This window comes from Cupriavidus sp. SIMBA_020, assembly GCF_046535395.1.
GTDB lineage: Bacteria > Pseudomonadota > Gammaproteobacteria > Burkholderiales > Burkholderiaceae > Cupriavidus > Cupriavidus campinensis.
The window spans coordinates 1-291 of sequence record NZ_JAWRWU010000343.1 but is presented as its reverse complement, the minus strand read 5'-3'; the positions used below and the strand labels follow the sequence as shown (position 1 = coordinate 291).

1 protein-coding gene is annotated in these 291 nt (G+C 66.0%); it reads right to left on the bottom strand.

Translation table 11 applies throughout. From position 1 onward, the window contains the following. On the bottom strand, nucleotides 1-291 hold a 291-nt coding region (locus SB751_RS29500), incomplete at both ends, for a TonB-dependent receptor plug domain-containing protein (RefSeq protein WP_410748963.1).

Sequence of the window (291 nt, the reverse complement as noted above, 5' to 3'; positions counted from 1 at the left end):
ATCCCGCCCTGGCTGCCACGGCCGTAGAGCACTGCCGCCGGGCCCTTGAGCACTTCGATGCGCTCGATGTTGTGCAGGTCGCGCACGTATTGGCTGTCGTCGCGGATGCCGTCCAGGTAGAAGTCGTTACTGGCATCGAAGCCGCGGATCCGCAGGCTGTCGAAGCGCGTGTCCGAGCCGCTGCTGACGTTGGGAATGCCACTCAGGGCGCTGCCCAGGTCGTTGACGCCGTAGTCCAGCACGTTGGCGGTCTTGATTGTGTCGATGGCCTGGGGCACGTAGCGCGCCGGG